Source organism: Ruminococcus sp. AF17-1AC (assembly GCF_003461385.1).
Classification (GTDB): Bacteria; Bacillota; Clostridia; order Oscillospirales; family Ruminococcaceae; genus Hominimerdicola; species Hominimerdicola aceti.
Genome location: NZ_QTWZ01000010.1, coordinates 13,303 through 28,939, shown reverse-complemented (window position 1 = coordinate 28,939; position 15,637 = coordinate 13,303). Strand labels below are relative to the sequence as shown.

The window sequence follows — 15,637 nt, the reverse complement described above, 5'->3', positions numbered from 1 at the left end:
CGTATTATTGGTGTCGTATATAAGTTTATCATAGCCCTTTCCAACTGTCAACCGCTTTAAGAAACGCTTAAGATTTTCATAAGACAACCATACAGACCATAAGATAAAATACGTTTTTTGTTTAAATATCTGTAGTGGCGAACAGTTCGCTCTCCTTATTAGCGTATTTGCAAGCAAAGCAAAAAGGCGGTGGAACACGCACGATAACGTATCCCACCGCCTATATGAAATGAGGAAAATTATCCTTTTTATAAAAACAGCTTCAGGTCATTCTCTGCCTTTTTCGGGTCTTTAAGACTTATGCTCCTTACCGCCTTCCTCAGCGGCAGTACCCTTGACGGAACTACCGACAGCATATCCACATCAAGCTCCAGAAATATCTCTGTGAGCGTTGGGTCGCCTGCTATCTCACCGCAGATGCCTGCTTTTATGCCGTTTGCATGTGCGTTGTCGCACACCATTTTTATCATTCTCAGCAGTGCCCTGTGATTTTTCGGTGATACCCTGTCATAGCATGGGTTCTGCCTGTCAAGACCGAAAGCAAACTGTTCAAGGTCGTTAGTGCCAATGTTGAAAAAGTCCACCTCTTTAGCAATGATATCGCTTGTCATCACCGCCGCAGGGGTCTCTATCATTGCCCCGAGCTTAACATTGTCGGCAAATTTCCTGCCCTCTTTTATAAGCTCTGCCTTGACCTGCACGATAAGCTCTTTCACTCTCAGTATCTCGCTCACGTCTATGACCATAGGCAGAAGTATTGAAAGCTGTCCGTAAACAGACGCTCTGTATAACGCCCTTAGCTGTGTTTTGAATATGCTTTCTCTTTCAAGACAAAATCGTATGCCTCTACAGCCCATAGAGGGATTTCTCTCAGCACTCATGTCTGCACAATCTGGTATCTTGTCTGCACCTATATCATAAGTGCCTATTATGACCTCTTTACCCTCCATTGCCTCCAATGCCTTGCGGTAGGTGTAAAACTGAAAATCCTCGTCAGGAAAAGCAGGTCTGTCAAAGCACATAAACTCCGTTCTGAAAAGACCTATCCCACCTGCGTCGTTTTTTACCGCCGATTCAAGCTCCTCAGAGTTGAGTATATTCGCATATATCTTTATCTCATGTCCGTCACGAGTGATGTTTTTTCTTCCTTTGAGCCTTGTGAGAAGTTCCTTTTTCCTGCCCTCAACGGCTTCCTTGTATTCAAGCTGTCTGAGAGTATGCTCGTCAGGCTCTATGTAAAGCGTTCCGCTGTAGCCGTCAAGGACGGCTTCCTTGCCCTCATATTCGTCAGAAAGCTCCGTTCCAACGTTCACAATGGCAGGTATGCCAAGATTTTTCGCAAGTATCGCAGTATGAGAGTTCACAGAACCGGACCTTGTGCAGAAGCCCTTTATCTTCGCCTTGTCCATGAGCAGGGTTTCTGAGGGCATGAGGTCGCCGGTACAGATAATTGCGTTCTCTCTGAGTATGGGAAGCTTGTCGGCGCAGTTTAATATGTGTCTTAAAAGTCTGTTTGAAACGTCCTTGACGTCAGCCGCTCTGCTTTGCATATATTCGCTGTCCATTTGTGCCAACATTTCCGCAAAGCTTCTTGAAGTGCTTGCGACTGCATAATCGGCATTGAAATGCTCGTCAAGTATCTTTGTGCGAATACTGCTGTCGTATTGCTCGTCGGTGATAAGCATTTGGTGTATCACAAATATTTGAGCGTCGCCTTCCCCAACGCTTAACCTTGCACGGTCATAAAGCTCCCCAAGCTCCACAAGAGCAGCGTTTTTAGCCTTGACATATTTTTTGTATTCAAGTTCAGGGTCGGACACTTTTATCTTGTTGATGATAAATTCGTCACGATGATAAAAGGTCAGCTTTCCTCTTGCAATGCTTCCGAATACCGATCGTCCTTTTATGCTTGTCATGAGCGCTCACCCCCAAAAAACATACCTATCTAATACAATTATATCACCATTTGATTAACGATAAAAGTAAAATATCGTCTGTTTACAGATTATTAACAATATTCGTGATTTTAGCAAACAAGACAATCAATATTTCAGCAAATTTAACAAATCAGAAACATTTTGCAACCTTATGTCAAAATCAGAATAGTACAATCCCTAAAAATCATATGATTAAAAAGCGTATGAGCGATACTTTATATAAGGAGGGACAAATATGTTTTCAGCACTGTTTGAACTGCTTACGGGGAATTTTCTGTTTTTTGCACTGCATTTTGACAGCCGCAGCGTGTTTCCAAAACCGCTTTCAGCAAAGGAGGAGCGTGAGTGTTTTGAGAGAATGGCGCAGGGTGACAAGGCGGCAAAGGATAAGCTTATCGAACACAATCTCCGTCTTGTGGCACACATTATAAAAAAGTATTATTCAAATTCCACAGATCAGGAGGATCTTATCTCTATCGGCACTATCGGTCTAATAAAAGCTGTGTCAACATTTGACCACAAGAAAGGCTGTCGCTTCGCCACCTATGGGAGCAGGTGCGTGGAGAACGAGATACTAATGCACTTCCGCTCCCAGAAAAAGTCTGCCAACGATATCCACTTTGACGAGCCTGTTGACTCGGACAAGGACGGCAATCAGCTTTGCCTTATCGACATAATCCCGGACGGAGAGGACGTTGCCGACAAAATAGAGCTTTCCATTCGCAGTGAACAGCTCTACCGCTATATCGAAAGCGCTCTTGATGAGCGTGAAAGACAGATAGTCACTCTGCGCTATGGTCTTTTCGGTCAGCCGCAGCTGCCGCAGCGAGAAGTCGCAAAACGCCTTGGTATCTCACGTTCCTATGTTTCAAGGATAGAAAAGAAAGCCTTGAAGCTTCTTAAAGACCGCTTCGATAAGCAGTGATAGGCGTTGACGCAGTAGGGGCGAACAGCGTTCGCCCGCTGATTATCATATCATGTCATGACATTGTTTTAGCACTCATAAAGCTATTATGCTAGCACTCACATAGCGAGAGTGCTAAAATTCAGCTAATGTTCACAATATCTTCACACAATGAACACATAGCAGGGGTATCATAAAGACAATGAAGAAAGGAAATGATACCAATGGAAGAGCAGAATAAATTATAAAAGCTTACAAGATAAATTAAGATATAACACATCAAGGAGGAATTTATATGTTTGGACTTACACCATTTGAAAGAAAGAGCTACGACCTGTTTAACGCATTCCATGATTTTGAGAATGATTTCTTTGGAGAAAATGCACTCCAGAGCTTCAAGACCGATATCAAGGACGAGGGCGACAAATATGTAATGGAAGCAGAGCTTCCGGGCTTTGATAAGGACGATATCAAGCTTGACATCTCAGGCAACGATCTTGTTCTTACCGCTGAGCATAAGGCAGAGACAGAGGATAAGAAAGACAAGTATATCCGCCGTGAGAGGACATACGGTTCTTATCAGAGAAGCTTTGACCTTACAGGCATTGATACGGGCAATATCTCCGCAGAGTACAAGAATGGTATCCTGACCCTTGACCTGCCAAAGATGCAGGAGGTAAAGCCTGAAACCAAAAGACTTGAGATAAAGTGATTTAGGTAAAGCCAAGGCTTTGAATGAGGTGATACCAATGGGTCACGATATGATTTGCAATAGGTTTTGCTAGAATAAAATATCCGTGAGAGCGAAATGCCCCCACGGATATTTTTTTGTTATCACGATTTTTTCTCACGGCTTTTGAGCCATATTTTTCGTATTAGTATGGCAAGTAAAATTCCTGCCACTGCACCGCTTGTGTCGATAAGAACATCACGCACCTGCCCTGCACGCCCCGGCACGAAAAGCTGATGTATCTCATCGCTTGAAGCGTAGATGCAAGAGAACAACGCCGCAAAAAGCCCTCTGTATACAAGCTTTTTCACCTTTGAAAAATTGATGAACGCCAATATTCCAAGCAAGGCGTATTCGCTGAAATGCGCAAGCTTTCTTATGATGAACGTTGCGGTGTCCTTGTATTCCGCCTGCGCTGTAGTGTCAAGGCTGTCATATACAGGGTTGACAAATTCTATCACTGTGTTAAACACCGCATTTGATTGCTTGTTGGACTCGTCAGCATTGTTTGCCGAAAACATGAATATCACCACGCACCACAGCACAAGTGCCGACCCTTTAAGTATTATCTTTATCCTGCCTTTTGAAGTTGTTTTCAATGTAGCCTTTCAGCTCCTCTTTTTTGTTTTCCACCTTTTCGTCTATAACACCATTCAATGCAAGCTCAAGTCCAATGCCGATATCCTTTCCGCCCAAGCCCATTTGTATAAGATCCTTGCCGTTTATGTCAAGGTCGCAAATGTGGATACACTCGTTGTCCTCTTTTATCTCTATTGCAAGCTCTGCGATATGGTCAAGTTCTGCAAGCTTTTCCTGCCGTTTGTAGTCAGACTGGGCATATGTGTCAGCCCTGCGCACCTCCAGATAATCCATAACAAAGTCAAAGTCATGCTGAGCCATAAATCTTCGCACCGATTTTTTCGTGGCAGCTATCCTGTTGTCATGCTCCCATATAAGCTCATAAATATATTTCGCCGACGCATTGTCTATCCTGAGCCTTTTTAATATCTTCTCCGCCATGTAAGCCCCCTGGAACTGGTGCTTTTTAAAGTGCGAAATGCCGTTCTCGTCAACAGTGTGCATTCTCGGCTTGCCGATATCGTGAAGAAGCATAGTAAGCCTCATCTGCCACTGTGGTCTGACGTTCTCAACGCTCAAACAAATGTGACCGTAAACATCAAGAAAATGGTGGGGATTGTTCTGCCTGAAATCAAAGCTTTCCCGAAGTTCAGGTATGAACACCGCTATGACCTCACGATAGTCAAGCAATATCTTCCTTGCACCCTTTCCACAGAGAAGCTTTTTAAGCTCCGACGCAATGCGTTCGGCGGAAATGCTTTTTAAAAGCTCACGTTGTTCAAGGATAGCCTTTGAGGTCTTTTCCTCGATCTCAAACCCAAGGCATGAAGAAAATCTCAGCCCTCTTAATATCCTCAAAGCGTCCTCGTCAAAACGCTTTTCAGGCTCGCCAACGCATTTTATAATGCCCTTTTCAAGGTCGCCTTGTCCACCGTAAAGGTCAATAAGCCCCTCTTTCGGTGAGTATGCCATAGCGTTCACAGTAAAGTCACGACGTTTTAAGTCCTCTTCCAGTGAGCTTTCAAATGTCACCTGAGCAGGCTTTCTATGCCCTATATACTCTCCGTCACTGCGATAACAGGTTATCTCCACCGGTTCGCCCTCTATCAAAACAGTGAGCGTGCCATGCTTCAGCCCGGTTTCAATAGTGCGGAAATTTGCGAAAACTTCAAGCATTTTGTCAGGGGTGCAGTTTGTGCAGACATCGTAATCATGAGGCTTTTTGCCAAGCAAACTATCTCTTACACAGCCACCGACTATATAACCCTCGTAGCCGCACTCATTCAGCCTGTCAAGAGCCGTTCTGACAAACTGCGGAATAAAGATCTCCAATTTACTGCCTCCCTTTATAGTTTTGTGAATTATGTGCGACTTTCGGGTCATAATATTTACATGAATATCTCGAAAATAATTGACCCTAAAATCTCACGGAGAGCGTTCCTCGCCCTCACGGGTATAGTGAGCGCACTTATGCAATCTATCTTGAATTTGCCGTGGCTTGCGTTTTTTATCTTTGCGCCAATGGTGCATTGCCTGTCAGTCTGCCATGAAAGAAGGGCTTTCAGGCTTGATTTTCTGTGCTTTTTTGTACCATATTATCTTTTTCAGCTCACTTTTATGCTCACCATATGGAAAATATGTCCTCTGCCGTCCTTTGTCTCTATACCTCTTGCCACTTTAGCGTGGTTAGGTCTGACCTTGTGGGAGTGTATCCTTATGTATCTTCCACTGAGCCTTTTCCTGCCCCTGCGACCGCATCTCAAACACCGTTTGTCTGAGATAGTTTTGCTCTGCCTGCTTTTGACAGCAGGGGAGTGGCTTCAAGAGAAAGTTCCGATTTTGGCGTTTCCGTGGTCTGCGGCATGGCTAGCTGTAACAAGTTCGCCACTGCTTTTGCAATCCGCCACGCTTATAAGCTGCCGCCTTACAAGCTTTATAATTTTCCTGCTCAACGGTCTGCATGGGGAGATATATACCGGCAAAAAGCGTTTTGCCTACACCGCCTTTGCACTGCTTTTGCAGGGGGCAAATTTAAGCTACGGACTTTATTCCATAAACCTCGACAAAAAGCTTGATAACATCTACCCTCAGATAGACGTTATCTGCGCACAGGATAGTCTGGAGGGCAGGGAAAAATCACACCGTAAAGCCCTTGACTCAGCACGCTCCTATCTTTCTATAATGGAAAGCTGTTGGCGGTGGGGTACTGACCTTGTTCTGCTTCCTGAAACTGCCGTGTCGAAAGACTATGACGAACAGCTAAAAGAATTTTCCCTTATATCAGACTTTGCCGACACCCATGGGTGTACCCTTGTGACAGGCTCGTTCTATCTTGAAAACGGCAAGGATTACAACGCCCTTTTCGCCTATGATAAAAACGGCATTGCGTCTTCGCCCTACCTGAAACAAGTGCTTGTGCCTTTCGGTGAAAAGACACCTTTTGCAGGCATTTTCCACCTTGACACTATGAGCGAATGTGCAGACGAAAGACACACCAAGCCCCTCGCCTCAGACGGCATGACCATAGGCTCTGTTATCTGCATAGAGTCCATTTTTCCAAGCCTTGTGAGCCGACAGAAAGAGCAGGGCGCACAGATAATTTGCGTTTCCACCAACGATTCATGGTTCGGCAAAAGCTCCGCCCGTGAACAGCATTACCGCCACTGCATAATGCGAGCCGTTGAGAACAGAAGATATGTCCTCCGTGCAGGAAACTGCGGAATATCAGCGATAATATCTCCCACAGGCGAGCAGCTGTCCGTAAAATCGGACAAATCAAAAGGTGCGGTGTGGGGAAAAGTTACCCTTATTGGCAGGTAACTTTGAGCAACACAATCTTATTAGGTGTATCAGACAACTCCGATATCCGACGGGCGAACAGTGTTCGCCCCTACCGCCCTTTGTCGGGTTTCAGGGTTTGTGCGATAAATTATAAGGCGAAACCTCGAGGAGCGGGACGTCGTATTTCTGTGAGCTTGCGAACAGAAATTGCGCCGCTCCCCTACAAGATCGTGCCAAAGCACAAATTCATATGTAGGGGCGAACATTGTTCGCCCGCATTTTTTTGCACAAACTACAGAAACCCTACCAAGCTCGTATTTTTACCACTCTATCTCAAAAAGTCTAGCCATATAAGGTCTGTCAAACTTAACGGAAACATTGCCCGTTGTCTTTGAAAACTCCACAGGGGTTTCGCTGAAATCAGGATAAATGCACTTCACCCTTGCGTCAACACCCTTGAGGAAGTCGATAGGCAGAGCGCAGGTGTCGCTCTTACCCTCTCTCCTCCATACGGCAAGATAAGCCTTGTTGCCGTTTCTCAGACCGAGAGATACCCAGTCGTCCGAAAATTTGGACAGTCCCAAGCTCCAGAACGGCACTGCTTCCTTTATGTCCGCCCTTATCTTCTTGTAAACGCTGATAGCCTCTTTAACGAGTGCCTTGCGTTCAGGGTCGATGTTGCCAAGATGACCGCTCTGATGTATTCTCAAAAGCATTGCGTTAATCATGTTGAAAACAACTTCCTCCCTGTCACCTGATGTGATAGGATAAGCCCAGATAGCCGATTGCTCAGGGCAAAGGGCAGTAGGGGAGTTCGCTGCAATGGTGCAGTATTTTTTGTAATCGTCCTGATCTGAGGTGGACTGAATGGAGTATCTTGAAAGCATCGCATAGTCCATTCTGAGTCCGCCGCTGGAGCAGTTTTCTATAATAAGGTCAGGGTGACGAGCAAAAACACCGTCAAGCCATTCAAGGTAAGCCTTTTCATGACCCCACAGACCCTCGCCAACGCTGTCGCAGTTCTGCTCAGTGCCGATGCCAGGCTCTATGTTGTAATCCATTTTTATATAGCCTATGCCGTATTCAGAAACGAGCCTGTCTATTACCTCGTCAGCGTGAGCACGGACTTTCGGATTCCTGAAATCGAGCTGATAACGGCTTCTGTCATAGACCCTCTTGCCGTGACGTGTGAAGAACCAACTGTCATCACAAACGCTGTCCACAAGCGGACACTTTATTCCCATGACCTCTATTTCAAGCCAAAGTCCGGGTATCATGCCCTTTTTGCGAATATAGTCGGCAACTTCCTTTACGCCGTTAGGAAAACGCTTTCTGCTCTCTTTCCATTCGCCGACCTCGTCCCACCAAAAGCCGTCAGCATACCAGCCTGCGTCAATGCAGAAATATTCACAGCCTGCCTCTGCCGCAGCGTCCACAAGTGGAAACTCCTTTTCAGCCGTTGGGTCGCCCCACAGACAATTCATGTAGTCGTTGAATATTACCGCAAGCCTCTGATTATCCTTGTTGCGACGACGTATTTTTCTGCGGTATTTCGTCAGCTCGCCCATAGCCTTGTCAAAGCTTCCTGTCACCGAGCCTACTGCACATTTCACGCTTTCTATGCTCTCATTAGGCACAAGGTTTTTATACCAGTGGGACTCTATCTCCGACGGACCAGAAAGCTGCAAATAGAAGTGTCCGCCCACGTCCGAAAGCTCCCAGTGCCAAGAGCCGTTTTGCTCTATCTGCCAAAACAGCACCGAGCCTGCTTCTGTGTTTTCAAGCACACCCATTGGTATGTATTCTTTTGCCGACCAGTTTCCAACGTTTGTGCAGGCAAATACCTTTGACGAACGCTGTTCCGTAGGCTTAGCAGATGAAGCAAGCCCCACCTGTTCAAGGGTGTAGTCCTGCCACTGCAATTCACGCTGCCATGAGTTGTGGCATACCCATATCTTCATCTTGTCCTCAGGCTTTTTAAGACCCTCTTTTTCTACGCCCGTCAGCGCAAAGGAGGACATATATTCAATGGTCTGTACCTCGCTGCCCTTGTTTGTAAGGGTAGTCCAACAGCGTACAACAGACGTGCCGGTGTAAAACTGATAGTGGGACACAGCTTCAAGACCTGTGTCCTCATCAAATGTCACAAGCTCAAGCTTTCTGCCATGGTCATTGTTCACATCACGGAAGTCTTTGAACTTCATTCTCCAGCCCGGAGCGGTCACAATATATTTGTTGCCGTGACGCTCGTCAGGGCGGTCGATACCGCTCGCCTGTATCTCTACAGGTCTGAAAGCTTTCAACCCCATGTATGAAGCCGTCTTGGCTTCATCAAAAGGCAGAGCAGAGAAGTGCAGAAGCTTCGCCTCGTTGTCGTCTGTTATCTCAAATACTATATTAATGCCGTTTTCATATATCTCAATACGTTTCATATTGGGTATTTCCCTTCGTGATCTATTTATCTGTACATATTATCGTATACTTATATCATTGCCGCAAGCTCGTCAAGTATCCTGTGAGCGGCTTGCTCTTTGGTCATAATAGGCAGCTCCACAGCACCGCCCTCAGTGATAAGGGTGATAACGTTAGTGTCCGTCTTGAAGCCTGCGCCAGCGGTCTTTAGTGAGTTTGCGCATATCATATCGCAGTTTTTGTTGGTGAGCTTTTTCTCAGAGTTCTTGATAACGTCCTGCGTTTCCATGGAAAAACCGCATATGACCTGACCGTCACGCTTGTGCTGACCGAGATAGCCGAGGATATCCTGCGTGCGTTTTAGCTCTATCTTCATGTCATCGTCAGACTTCTTGATCTTGTTGTCAGCCACCGCAACAGGCGTGTAGTCAGCCACAGCCGCCGCCTTTACGATAATATCCTGCTCAGGAGCAAGATTTGTGACAGCTTCAAACATATCCGCCGCAGACTTTACGTTCACAACGTCCACGAACATAGGCGGCAAAACCTCCATGTGACCTGCCACCAACGTCACCTTTGCGCCTCTTTGCATAGCCGCCTTAGCCACCGCACAGCCCATTTTTCCGCTTGAATGATTAGTGATGTACCTCACAGGGTCGATAGCCTCCATGGTCGCACCAGCCGTAACAAGCACCTTTTTGCCTGCAAGATCCTTCTCAAAAGCAAGCTCCCGAAGAATGTATTCAAACAACACCTCAGGCTCAGGCATTCTGCCGTCGCCGTCATCACCGTTTGCAAGCATACCTCTGTCAGGAGCGATCATCTCGTAGCCGAAACGCTCAAGCTTCCGGATATTGTCCTGCACAATAGGATTGTGATACATATTGTGGTTCATGGCAGGGGATATCATTTTCTTGCAAGGGCAAGCCATGACAGTGGTAGTGAGCATATCGTCAGCAATGCCGTATGCTATCTTGCCGATAACATTAGCGGAAGCAGGAGCGACCATAACAAGGTCAGCCTGCTTTGCAAGAGCAACGTGTTCAACACTGTATTGAAAATTTCTGTCAAAAGTATCTATAAGGCACTTGTTGCCTGTGAGGGATTCAAAAGTGATAGGGTTTATAAATTGAGTGGCGTTCTGTGTCATGAGTACCTGAACATTGCAGCCTTGCTTTTTGAGCAGCCTTGCTAAAGTTGGGATCTTGTAAGCCGCAATACTGCCGCTGACGCCGAGAACGACCGTCTTACCTGAAAGAAGCATAGAGATGACCTCCTTAGTGGAATATATAAGGCAACACCGCACAAAGCCCGCCTGACGGCTTTGCACGCCATCTGCCTGCGGAATTTTTATGCGATCTGACAAAAAATCTGACTACGCATCTGACGCACGATCTTTGTGCGGTATTACCTTAAATATAGTATAACACAGATCATGGTGAAATGCAAGATTTCAAGTGATAAGTGAGCATGGATAATAACAAAAGACCGCTGTTCACAGATGCCCGTGAACAGCGGTCTGAACCATATGTCAATCCTTGTATTGCGAAGTTATCCCGAAGTATTCTTCAAGAGAAAGTCCGCTGTTGGTTATGTTTTGTGCTAAAGGCGTGCCTACATATCTTATGTGCCAAGACTCATACTGATAACCGGTGTAAGCCTCTTTGCCCTTTGGATAACGAATTATAAAACCATATTTTGCACAGTTGTTGGCAAGCCACTTGGCTTCTCTTGTACCATTAAATGAGTCGCTGGCGTTGTTTACGTCTATTGCCATGCCCGTCTGATGGTCGCTGTAGCCGGGTCTTGCGGGGTATTTGTCTGCCGCAGCCTTGCCGTCACGGTTGCAGTACATATTATAAAGGTACCTCTGATCGTAATAAGAGCGGTAGCCTGAGCATACCCACAGGCTTATGCCGTCTTTATATGCAGCGGTCTGCATCTTTTTGAATGCCGCAGATGTTTCTTTGGTCAGACCCTTTGGGTCGTAGCTTGCAGGAAGGGAATATGTTTTGTTCGCCAAAAGAACTCCGTCAACATAGCTCATGCCGTTTATGACCTCGACAGTGTGGTCTGGGGTCTTGACGGTTATCTCCTCGGAATATGCTCCATAGTGATTTGAACCTTTATCGTCCGTCTTGCAGGCTCTTACCTTGAATCTGTATGTAGTCTTTGCGTAAAGTCCGTTTATTGCGCAGGAATTTACCGTAGATGAAGCTATGTTCTTCCACTTGCCGTTTGTGTATATAAACACCTTGTAGCTTGTGCAGCCTACAGACTTCCAGTTAAGGTCAAGTGTAGAAGCGGTGATGTCAGAAGCTTTTACTCCTGTTACCTTCCTTGGATTTGTGGCGGAATTGTAGTTTTCACAATAGTCGCTGTATATCTTAACTCCGTCTACTATCTTATATGCTCTTACCTTGAAATTCTCCCTTGTTGCCGCAGGCAGACCCTTGACAGTGTAGGTCGTGCCTTTCACGTCAGCTATCTCAGGATATTTACCCTTTGAACGCATTCCAACAGAATAGCCGTCCGCACCGTTCACAGCGTTCCAGCTAAGCTTTATAGAGCTTGTGTTAGGTGTCTTAGATGTCAGACCAGTGACCTTGTCCACCTTGACAGCCTGTGCCGTTATCTCCTGCGAATATTTGCCGTAGTGATTTGCACCCTTATCGTCACGCTTGCAGGCTCTTACTTTAAATGTATAGCTTCCTGCGTCAAGTCCTTTGACAGTGTAGCTGTTTGTATTCGTCTGCGCTATCTGCTTCCATTTGCCGTTTTTCAGCATAAAGACACGATAGTTTGAACAGCCCACTTTTTTCCATGAAAGGCTAACAGAAGCATTGCCCGTCTGAGCTTTAAGACCGCTTATAGGGCGGGGATTTGTGGCGGAATTGTAGTTTACTGAATAGTCGCCGTAGACCTTTTGACCGTTCACTATCTTATAGGCTCTTACCTTGAAGTTCTCCCTTGTTGCCGCAGGCAGACCTGTAACAAGATATGTAGTGTCCGTAACGTCTGCTATCTCAGGATACTGACCCTTTGAACGCATTCCAACAGAATAGCCGTCCGCACCATTCACGGCGTTCCAGCTAAGTCTTATGGAGCTTATATCAGGCGTTTTAGATGTCAGCCCTGTGACCTGAGGCAGACTTGTCTGCACCGCAGCTTCAGCCGCCTGCACAGGCATACTCACACTTAGCACGCTGTCAGGCACAGCACCTGCCGCACATATCATCATAGCGGCGCAAGCCAATGCCGCTGCATTTTTTCTGTTTATTATCTTTTTCATTTTTCAGACCTCCTTTGATGAAATTCTTTTGCACTTTAAGTATAACACATTTTTACCAGTTTGTAAACACGCAATCCCAAATTATTTTTGTTCACATTTTGTTTTTTATGTTTACTTATACTCAGTTGCAAAACCTCTCTTTTGGTTGCTGAAAGAATGTATAAAAAAACAAAGACCGCAGAAAAAATCTACGGTCTTTTGTGGCTGGGGTGGAAGGATTCGAACCTTCGGAATGACGGAGTCAGAGTCCGTTGCCTTACCACTTGGCGACACCCCAATGTTTGTTCGATTTAGCTTGTTTTTGGTTGGGATAGATGGATTCGAACCATCGGAATGACGGAGTCAAAGTCCGCTGCCTTACCTCTTGGCTATATCCCATCGTCATGTCCCTCACTCAAACAGCTTAATCATTATAGCACACCATTTCGGGAAATGCAATACCTTTTCATATTTGTTTACAAAGCATTTACAGTGTATTAACATATATGTGCGAAACGACGTAAAACCGTACGATTTTGTAGAAAAACTATTGAAAATGGTCAAAATATGTGATAAAATGACCATAAGAGCGTGGCTCGGAACAAAAAACGAAAGGTCGTAACCGTTATGGAAGAGAAGAAAAAAGGTTTTATCAAGAAGTTTGTAAATGAGTTCAAGGCGTTTGCTCTCAAAGGAAACGTCATGGACTTGGCAGTGGGCGTTATCATAGGCGCTGCGTTTCAGAATATCGTGACGTCGTTTACGGAAAATTTTATCAACCCGATAATAGGCTGTATAGGCGGCGCTGACGTAGAGGGCAAGATACATTTGCTTGGAAATCAGTACATAAACTACGGCGCATTTCTGACGGCAGTCATCAACTTCATAATCATGGCGTTCGTTATTTTTGTAATAATGAAGGTCATAAACAAGCTTGCGTCACTTGGCAAGCATGAAGAGCCTGAAAAGCCTGCAGAGCCACCGGTGAACATAGTGCTTCTTACAGAGATCAGGGATCTTCTCAAGGCACAGCAGGCGGCTGAGGCGAGCAAAGAGGAAGAAAAGGCAGAAGAATAAGATCTGAAACGGTACACTTTTTAAGTTAAGGAGCAGCTCCCATGTGGGGCTGTCTTTTTTTTGCGGTTATCTTTTTTGACGGTATTCGCTCAAATTCAGGTAGGGGCAAACACTTTTCTTCTGTAAAAACTCCACAATTATTTATCTTTCACTTTGTCACTTATTCTGTTTTAAATCTCTTTACTTTTTTGTCATCATATGATAAAATAATAACATATATGTTTGTGAATACTTTTAAGCTTTTAAGTTTTCTAGCTTTCAAGCTTTTAATTATGAAAGGAAGTTTTTGTATGCCTATAACCGAGATACTGGAGCGTAACGCACGAGAGTTCGGAAACGATGTTGCTCTGGTAGAGGTCAATCCTGAGATCAGAGAAACCAGACGTGTGACTTGGAAGGAATATGAGCTTATCGAGCCTAACCCAGTCTGTCATTATCGCCGTGAGATAACCTGGAGCGTTTTCAACGAAAAGGCTAACCGCTTTGCCAATCTGCTTTTATCCCGTGGGGTAAAAAAGGGTGACAAGGTGGGTATTCTGCTTATGAACTGTCTTGAATGGCTGCCTATTTATTTTGGTATCCTCAAGACGGGTGCGCTTGCAGTGCCGCTGAATTTCAGATACACTCCTGAAGAGATAAAATACTGTCTTGACCTTGCCGAGGTGGATATTCTTGTATTTGGCCCTGAATTTATCGGCAGAGTTGAGGAGATAGCTGATGAGATAAGCAAGAACAGACTTCTTTTCTATGTTGGCGAGAACTGTCCGTCATTTGCAGAGCATTATGACAGGCTCACTGCAAACTGTGCAAGCACTACTCCGTACATAGAGCTTACTGATGAGGACGATGCGGCTATCTACTTCTCGTCAGGCACAACAGGCTTCCCGAAGGCTATCCTGCACAATCACGAGAGCCTTATGCACGCCGCAAGAGTTGAGCAGAATCATCATGGTCAGACAAAGGAGGACGTTTTCCTTTGTATCCCTCCGCTTTATCACACAGGTGCGAAGATGCACTGGTTCGGAAGCCTTATCTCAGGGGGCAAGGCGGTGCTTCTCAAGGGCGTGAAGCCCGAATTTATACTTGATACTGTATCAAGGGAAAAGTGTACTATAGTATGGCTTCTTGTGCCTTGGGCGCAGGATATCCTTGACGCTATCGACAGTGGCGAGGTGACACTTTCAAAGTATGAGCTTTCACAGTGGAGGCTTATGCACATAGGCGCACAGCCTGTTCCGCCGTCACTTATTGCACGCTGGAAAAAGGTTTTCCCTAACCACAAATATGACACTAACTATGGTCTTAGCGAATCTATAGGTCCAGGCTGTGTACACCTTGGTGTGGATAACATTGACAAGGTAGGCGCAATAGGCAAGGCAGGCTTTGGCTGGAAGGTCAAGATAGTTGATGATAAGGGCAACACTGTAAAGCGTGGCGAAGTGGGCGAGCTTTGCGTAAAAGGTCCCGGCGTTATGACCTGCTACTACAGAGATCCAAAGGCGACAGCTGAAACTCTTAAAGACGGCTGGCTTTTCACGGGCGACATGGCTCAGGAGGACGAGGACGGCTTTATTTACCTTGTTGACCGCAAAAAGGACGTTATTATAAGTGGTGGAGAAAATCTTTACCCTGTACAGATAGAAGACTTTTTGAGAAGTCACGACGCTATCAGGGACGTGGCAGTAATTGGATTGCCTGACCAGCGTTTGGGCGAGATAGCGGCGGCAATAATCGAACTAAAGCCAGACCACCCATGCACAGAGGAAGAGATAATGGCGTTCTGTCAGAAGCTTCCGAGATACAAGCGTCCGCACAAGATAATTTTTGCAGACATACCGAGAAACCCGACGGGCAAGATAGAGAAGCCGAAGCTCAGGAAGATATACTGCGGAGAGAGCCTTGTGGCAAAGCAGAATCACGGATAAAAAGTAAAGAGGGGTAACGAA

Annotated in this window: 11 protein-coding genes and 2 tRNA genes; 5 read left to right on the top strand and 8 right to left on the bottom strand. The window is 45.6% G+C overall.

Going from position 1 to position 15,637, the window contains the following annotated elements; genetic code table 11:
* Nucleotides 1-248 precede the first annotated feature (248 nt).
* A complete protein-coding gene (gene ptsP, locus DWW81_RS08100; protein ID WP_117897308.1) occupies nt 249-1,916 on the bottom strand; it encodes a phosphoenolpyruvate--protein phosphotransferase in 1,668 nt (555 codons plus the stop codon).
* A gap of 256 nt (nt 1,917-2,172) precedes the next feature.
* Here ptsP and sigK point away from each other — a divergent pair, with 256 nt between their 5' ends.
* Both sigK and DWW81_RS08090 read left to right on the top strand, forming a co-directional pair.
* Nucleotides 2,173-2,862 carry an RNA polymerase sporulation sigma factor SigK gene (gene sigK, locus DWW81_RS08095; protein ID WP_117897307.1) on the top strand — a complete coding sequence of 230 codons (690 nt, stop codon included), beginning with the start codon at nt 2,173-2,175 and terminating at the stop codon, nt 2,860-2,862.
* Nucleotides 2,863-3,136: 274 nt separating this feature from the next.
* On the top strand, nt 3,137-3,553 hold the full coding sequence (locus tag DWW81_RS08090; protein WP_117897306.1) for an Hsp20/alpha crystallin family protein: 417 nt from the start codon (nt 3,137-3,139) through the stop codon (nt 3,551-3,553).
* A gap of 122 nt (nt 3,554-3,675) precedes the next feature.
* Here the strand turns inward: DWW81_RS08090 and DWW81_RS08085 are convergent, their stop codons facing one another.
* Both DWW81_RS08085 and DWW81_RS08080 read right to left on the bottom strand, forming a co-directional pair.
* A complete protein-coding gene (locus DWW81_RS08085; protein ID WP_117897305.1) occupies nt 3,676-4,170 on the bottom strand; it encodes a VanZ family protein in 495 nt (164 codons plus the stop codon).
* Nucleotides 4,130-5,482 (bottom strand): HD domain-containing protein, encoded by a 1,353-nt coding sequence (locus DWW81_RS08080; protein WP_117897304.1) that lies wholly within the window; start codon nt 5,480-5,482, stop codon nt 4,130-4,132. Before DWW81_RS08080 ends, DWW81_RS08085 begins: the two co-directional genes overlap by 41 nt.
* A gap of 60 nt (nt 5,483-5,542) precedes the next feature.
* Between DWW81_RS08080 and lnt the strand changes: the two genes are divergently transcribed.
* Nucleotides 5,543-6,970, top strand: coding sequence for an apolipoprotein N-acyltransferase (gene lnt / locus DWW81_RS08075; protein WP_181982703.1), 1,428 nt, complete (start codon nt 5,543-5,545; stop codon nt 6,968-6,970).
* Between the two features lie 281 nt (nt 6,971-7,251).
* Here the strand turns inward: lnt and DWW81_RS08070 are convergent, their stop codons facing one another.
* From DWW81_RS08070 to DWW81_RS08050, 5 genes are all read right to left on the bottom strand, one after another.
* A complete protein-coding gene (locus tag DWW81_RS08070; protein WP_117897302.1) occupies nt 7,252-9,363 on the bottom strand; it encodes a glycoside hydrolase family 36 protein in 2,112 nt (703 codons plus the stop codon).
* 50 nt (nt 9,364-9,413) lie between these two features.
* Nucleotides 9,414-10,607, bottom strand: coding sequence for a bifunctional phosphopantothenoylcysteine decarboxylase/phosphopantothenate--cysteine ligase CoaBC (gene coaBC, locus DWW81_RS08065; RefSeq protein ID WP_117897301.1), 1,194 nt, complete (start codon nt 10,605-10,607; stop codon nt 9,414-9,416).
* Between the two features lie 267 nt (nt 10,608-10,874).
* Nucleotides 10,875-12,635: a D-alanyl-D-alanine carboxypeptidase family protein gene (locus DWW81_RS08060; protein WP_117897300.1), complete on the bottom strand. Its 1,761-nt coding sequence runs from the start codon at nt 12,633-12,635 to the stop codon at nt 10,875-10,877.
* Nucleotides 12,636-12,836: 201 nt separating this feature from the next.
* Nucleotides 12,837-12,912 (bottom strand) — tRNA-Gln (locus DWW81_RS08055).
* 25 nt (nt 12,913-12,937) lie between these two features.
* Nucleotides 12,938-13,013, bottom strand: a tRNA-Gln gene (locus tag DWW81_RS08050).
* A gap of 228 nt (nt 13,014-13,241) precedes the next feature.
* On the opposite strand from DWW81_RS08050, the gene mscL reads away from it, so the two are divergent.
* Together mscL and DWW81_RS08040 are read left to right on the top strand one after the other, a co-directional pair.
* Nucleotides 13,242-13,691: a large conductance mechanosensitive channel protein MscL gene (gene mscL, locus DWW81_RS08045; RefSeq protein ID WP_117897299.1), complete on the top strand. Its 450-nt coding sequence runs from the start codon at nt 13,242-13,244 to the stop codon at nt 13,689-13,691.
* A 290-nt stretch (nt 13,692-13,981) separates the two neighbouring features.
* The gene (locus DWW81_RS08040; protein ID WP_041337415.1) at nt 13,982-15,616 is read left to right on the top strand and encodes a class I adenylate-forming enzyme family protein; all 1,635 of its coding nucleotides are present in this window, start codon (nt 13,982-13,984) and stop codon (nt 15,614-15,616) included.
* The last annotated feature ends 21 nt before the right edge of the window (nt 15,617-15,637 follow it).

Coding starts and splice junctions, on each gene's coding strand:
- ptsP (WP_117897308.1), bottom strand. CDS start 1,916: ATGACAAGCATAAAAGGACGATCGGTATTCGGAAGCATTGCAAGAGGA.
- sigK (WP_117897307.1), top strand. CDS start 2,173: ATGTTTTCAGCACTGTTTGAACTGCTTACGGGGAATTTTCTGTTTTTT.
- DWW81_RS08090 (WP_117897306.1), top strand. CDS start 3,137: ATGTTTGGACTTACACCATTTGAAAGAAAGAGCTACGACCTGTTTAAC.
- lnt (WP_181982703.1), top strand. CDS start 5,543: ATGAATATCTCGAAAATAATTGACCCTAAAATCTCACGGAGAGCGTTC.
- DWW81_RS08070 (WP_117897302.1), bottom strand. CDS start 9,363: ATGAAACGTATTGAGATATATGAAAACGGCATTAATATAGTATTTGAG.
- coaBC (WP_117897301.1), bottom strand. CDS start 10,607: ATGCTTCTTTCAGGTAAGACGGTCGTTCTCGGCGTCAGCGGCAGTATT.
- DWW81_RS08060 (WP_117897300.1), bottom strand. CDS start 12,635: ATGAAAAAGATAATAAACAGAAAAAATGCAGCGGCATTGGCTTGCGCC.
- mscL (WP_117897299.1), top strand. CDS start 13,242: ATGGAAGAGAAGAAAAAAGGTTTTATCAAGAAGTTTGTAAATGAGTTC.
- DWW81_RS08040 (WP_041337415.1), top strand. CDS start 13,982: ATGCCTATAACCGAGATACTGGAGCGTAACGCACGAGAGTTCGGAAAC.